Origin of the sequence: Microcystis sp. M113S1, from assembly GCF_020246945.1 — a bacterium.
Classification (GTDB): domain Bacteria; phylum Cyanobacteriota; class Cyanobacteriia; order Cyanobacteriales; family Microcystaceae; genus Microcystis.
In genome coordinates this window covers 1-4,668 of record NZ_JADBSA010000179.1, presented here as the reverse complement: position 1 = coordinate 4,668, position 4,668 = coordinate 1, and the positions used below count along the sequence as shown (strand labels likewise).

Here is a 4,668-nt window from a genome sequence, read left to right as displayed (position 1 = left end):
TGGTCAATTACCTAATTTTCAGGGAAAAAGTCCCTGAATTTTCCCCCCAATCACTCCAAGGGTCGGCACTTTTTGAGGTCAAAAAAGTCTAAAAACCTTGTTGGATAAGGTTTTTAGATTTATTCAGCAAACCCTACTTAACTGATAACTGATAACTGATAACTGATAACTGATAACTGATAACTGATTAAGCGGGTTGACTTTGGGTTTCTTGGGCGAGAAAAGTAAGGATAGAAGCTTTCTCAATTAACCCCAAAACCGTGCCGTTTTCTTCTACCACTGTCACTTGAGATAAATTTTCGCCTTCCAAAATTTTCACCACATCTAGGAGGGAAGTATTAGACAAAACCAGTTTGAGACTTTCGCTAGTTTGTAATAACCGGCCGATATTTACCTCTGTCCATTGGGAAGTAGGAATCGTTTTCAGAGCCTCTACATTAATCACTCCTAATAGTTTACCTTCGCTATCGGTAACTAAGAATTTAGACCATTGTTGTTTACCGATAACATAATTATTAGCAAACTCGCGCAGGGTTAAATTAATCGACACTACAGAACTATTAGGAGAGATAACATCTTTAGCGGTGTAGCGACTTAAGAAATCTTGAACCTTAGCTGATTGAGCGGAAAAGCCAGCATTTTGTAGGAGGAAAATGCCAATTAATAGCGTCCAAAAACTGCCAAATTGACTGATTCCGAGAATTGATAGCGCACCGATGACAATCGCTAACCAACCAAAAAATTGACCGAAACGACTAGCGAATAAAACCCCTTTATTGGGATTGCCCGTTACTTGCCAAACGATGGCTTTAAGGATATTACCACCATCTAAAGGTAAACCGGGGATCAGGTTAAATAACCCTAGGGCGAGGTTGATATAGGCAAGCAGCGAAAGAATCGCCGCCAGGGGCGCGCTTAAACTAATATTGGAACCAATAATTAGGAAGATACCGAAGAGCAGTAAACTAACTAAAGGGCCAGCAATTGCTACTAGAAAAGCTTCCAGAGGAGTTTTCGATTCTCTGCCGAGAGTTGCCAAACCACCGAATAAAAAGAGGGTAATTGATTTGACTTCAATACCTTGGGCGATGGCAACAAAACTATGACCTAATTCGTGGGCAACCACGGAGGCAAATAGGAGAATAGCGGCAAAAAATCCTAATAGCCAAGGCATGATTCCCGTTAACTGGGGAAACTGACTTAACTCTCCCCCATAGGTTAAGGTAATTAATCCCAGAACAAAGAACCAAGAAGGATTAATATAAAAGGGAATTCCAAAGAGATTTCCGACTCTAATGTTGCCATTCATTTTGTATCTTCTCCAATTATTGGGGACTAACGCCAAGAAGATTAGGTTATCAATTACGCCATTCACTTCTGTTAACAATTGTAACAAAAATGAAAATCTCCCCGGCATTCCTTCAGGGAGTAAAAACCGTCATCCCTGTGGTTCGGTTATTTTCGTAGGAGAATTAAATCAATGATTAATTATTTACGGGGACAAGCGATCGAGGTGATCAAAACCCCTAATAACCGACTGATCTTGATTTTAGACGTAAACCAGATCGGTTACGAAATCCAAATTCCCTCGCGATTAGCCCTAGACATCGGCAACGATAACAATGATAGTTGTCAGATTTTTACTCACCTACTCCTTCGCGAGGAGCAGCCTTTATTGTACGGTTTCGGCACCGCCCCAGAGCGAGATCTGTTTCGTCAACTGCTTTCCGTCAATGGAGTTGGAGCGCAATTAGCCCTAGCTTTAATCGATACCTTGGGGATTGAGGAACTTGTGGTGGCGATAGTGACAGGAAATACCAAAATTTTGAGCAAAACCCCCGGAGTCGGCTTAAAAACAGCAGAGAGAATCGCTTTGGAGTTAAAAACTAAATTGGCAGCATGGCGACAACTAAGAGAAGCGACGACGACAACCACGGCAATACTACCGGCAGCGGAAATCCTTGAAGATGTGCAGATGACCCTTTTAGCTTTAGGATACAGCCGGGAGGAGATCGATCGAGCTATCGCAGTCCTCAGTCAAGATGCTTTATTTAGTAAAAATACTCAGCCAGAAGACTGGATTAAAGGGGCCATTAATTGGCTAGGTTGACATACCCCACGTCCGTTTACGGACGTGGATTCTTCTAGCATCACTGCTGAGAATTTCTGGCTCAACGAGTCCACTTGAATTAGATTCCTGGCGAAATCCCACCCAGAGGTGGTTCTCTCCTCAGACTTTCGCGACCTTACAGAAGCCTGTTCTCGTATGCCCTACGATACAGTTCAAAACCTCTAAAATCATTGGTTTCTTTGGTACTTGACGCTTAGAGCTTTTACCTATAGGAGCATTCCCCTATAGAACCCCATAACTCTAGTTTTCAAGGTGCGTTCATCCAGCGATGACTGGGTTTTTTAAGCGGTTGCTTACCCGGCCCCCTATTCTTAATATCATACATCATATAAAGTCGCCCTAAAAGGGCGAGGCTTTAAACCCAATTTTTCGGTAAACCAGGTGACAGCCTTTTCAGTGATCAGTGATCAGATGCGAGTTTTCAGTTCACTAGACATCTCCAAAAATTATAACCCAATCACAGCTTGCTTTTGGTCTATGTACTAATTAAGTAGTTCGATAGCTGAAATGTATATCTATCGTTGCTAATTCAATTTCACTGAAAAAATATGAGGCAATTAAAATCATTTTGATTTGGGTAGATTCCTTAACTAGAAAGACTTTTAGTCTTGAGATAATATTAGACGAGGTTCACTGATTACTGATTACTATTTACTGCTCACTGAAAAATCGCTCCCCACACCGGTGCTTCCTTCTTCGGGCAAATGTTAAAAAGTATTACGAAAATAGTGAGAAGGTGAACCAGATGCCGCAAAATAGTTGCGTTAGGTCGCTCTAGCTAGGGAAGTCTTGAGACGCTGAGGCGGAAACGAGATAACTTGAGCCTAGTGACCACAACTGCTATAAAATGTCAGATTAAGTTTATTAATCTCACTTAGTTGGGAGGAATCCATCAATGAGTATCGTCACGAAATCGATCGTGAATGCTGATGCTGAAGCTCGTTACCTCAGCCCCGGCGAACTAGACAGAATTAAAGCCTTCGTTACCAGTGGTGCCGCTCGTTTACGCATCGCTGAAACCCTAACCGGCGCTCGCGAAACCATCGTCAAACAAGCTGGCGATCGCTTATTCCAAAAACGTCCTGACATCGTTTCCCCCGGTGGCAACGCTTACGGCGAAGAAATGACCGCTACCTGTCTGCGTGACATGGACTACTACCTACGTTTAATCACCTACGGAGTAGTTGCTGGTGATGTCACCCCGATTGAAGAAATCGGTTTGGTCGGTGTGCGTGAAATGTACAAATCTTTAGGAACCGACATCGGTGCCGTAGCTCAAAGCGTTCGCGCAATGAAAGAAGTTGCTACTGGTCTTATGTCTTCTGACGATGCTTCTGAAGCTTCTTCCTACTTCGATTACGTGATCGGCTCTATGTCGTAGAATAATTCCTTTGTGAATTGTTCTAGACACACCCCTCGTAAACCTCTTAAGATTAAGCAAAACCCAAGGAAGAACCACCATGCAAGACGCAATTACTTCTGTTATCAACTCTGCTGACGTTCAAGGCAAATACCTTGACGCTGCTGCTCTCGGCAAACTGAAAGGCTACTTCGCCACCGGTGAACTGCGCGTGCGCGCCGCTAGTGTCATTAGCGCTAACGCTGCTGGTATCGTTAAAGAAGCTGTGGCTAAGTCCCTGTTATACTCTGACGTAACCCGTCCCGGTGGTAATATGTACACCACCCGTCGTTACGCCGCTTGTATCCGTGACCTCGACTACTATCTCCGTTATGCTACCTACGCTATGTTAGCTGGAGATCCTTCCATCCTCGACGAGCGCGTTCTCAACGGCCTGAAAGAAACCTACAACTCTTTAGGTGTACCCATCTCCTCCACCGTTCAAGCTATCCAAGCGATGAAAGAAGTCACCGCTAGTTTAGTTGGTGCTGATGCGGGTAAAGAAATGGGGATTTACTTCGACTACATTAGCTCTGGCTTAAGCTAGAAGTAACGAACTCGGACAAAATAGGGTTCGGGAAGCCGAGGATGAGTGCTAGGTCTTTAAAGGCTGAATCTGTCCAAGATAGGTTTTGACGAGCTAGTATTGATCCTTGACTCCCGACCTTTGTTATTTTAGGAAAAAGCCTTCGTTAGTTTAAGCGACAAGTTTTTCAGCGATTAGGAGAAATCAATCCATGCGGATGTTCAAAATCACCGCTTGTGTTCCTAGCCAAAGCCGCATTCGGACACAACGGGAATTACAAAATACCTATTTCACCAAACTCGTTCCCTACGATAATTGGTTTCGTGAGCAACAACGCATCATGAAAATGGGCGGCAAAATTGTCAAAGTGCAGTTAGCTACCGGTAAACCCGGGACTAATACAGGTTTACTGTAATTGGCTGCCACTGGAACTTAAAAAAAGAGGTCTGGAAAGACCTCTTTTTGCTTTAGTGGGACTTAGGCGTTTTCGGTCAGCAAAAAAGGCTCAAACCATTACGGGACAAAGGGTTAACCTCGATTTATGATTTTCCTTGATATATCTGGGTTTCAGCGATTTTGGGCTTGGTCGAAGTAAATCCCAAGCGGGGATTG

At 43.6% G+C, this 4,668-nt stretch carries 5 protein-coding genes; 4 read left to right on the top strand and 1 reads right to left on the bottom strand.

Going from position 1 to position 4,668, the window contains the following annotated elements; genetic code table 11:
• Positions 1-187: 187 nt before the first annotated feature.
• Entirely contained in the window at positions 188-1,417 is a 1,230-nt protein-coding gene (locus IM319_RS09150) for a site-2 protease family protein (protein ID WP_287735363.1), read from the bottom strand.
• Positions 1,418-1,480: 63 nt separating this feature from the next.
• Here IM319_RS09150 and ruvA point away from each other — a divergent pair, with 63 nt between their 5' ends.
• From ruvA to IM319_RS09130, 4 genes are all read left to right on the top strand, one after another.
• A complete protein-coding gene (ruvA, locus tag IM319_RS09145; protein ID WP_190380317.1) occupies positions 1,481-2,110 on the top strand; it encodes a Holliday junction branch migration protein RuvA in 630 nt (209 codons plus the stop codon).
• Positions 2,111-3,026: 916 nt separating this feature from the next.
• Positions 3,027-3,512 carry an allophycocyanin gene (locus IM319_RS09140; RefSeq protein ID WP_287685484.1) on the top strand — a complete coding sequence of 162 codons (486 nt, stop codon included), beginning with the start codon at positions 3,027-3,029 and terminating at the stop codon, positions 3,510-3,512.
• 79 nt (positions 3,513-3,591) lie between these two features.
• Positions 3,592-4,077, top strand: coding sequence for an allophycocyanin subunit beta (gene apcB, locus IM319_RS09135; protein ID WP_149106796.1), 486 nt, complete (start codon positions 3,592-3,594; stop codon positions 4,075-4,077).
• Positions 4,078-4,267: 190 nt separating this feature from the next.
• A complete protein-coding gene (locus IM319_RS09130) occupies positions 4,268-4,471 on the top strand; it encodes a phycobilisome linker polypeptide (RefSeq protein WP_002739162.1) in 204 nt (67 codons plus the stop codon).
• Positions 4,472-4,668: the final 197 nt, after the last annotated feature.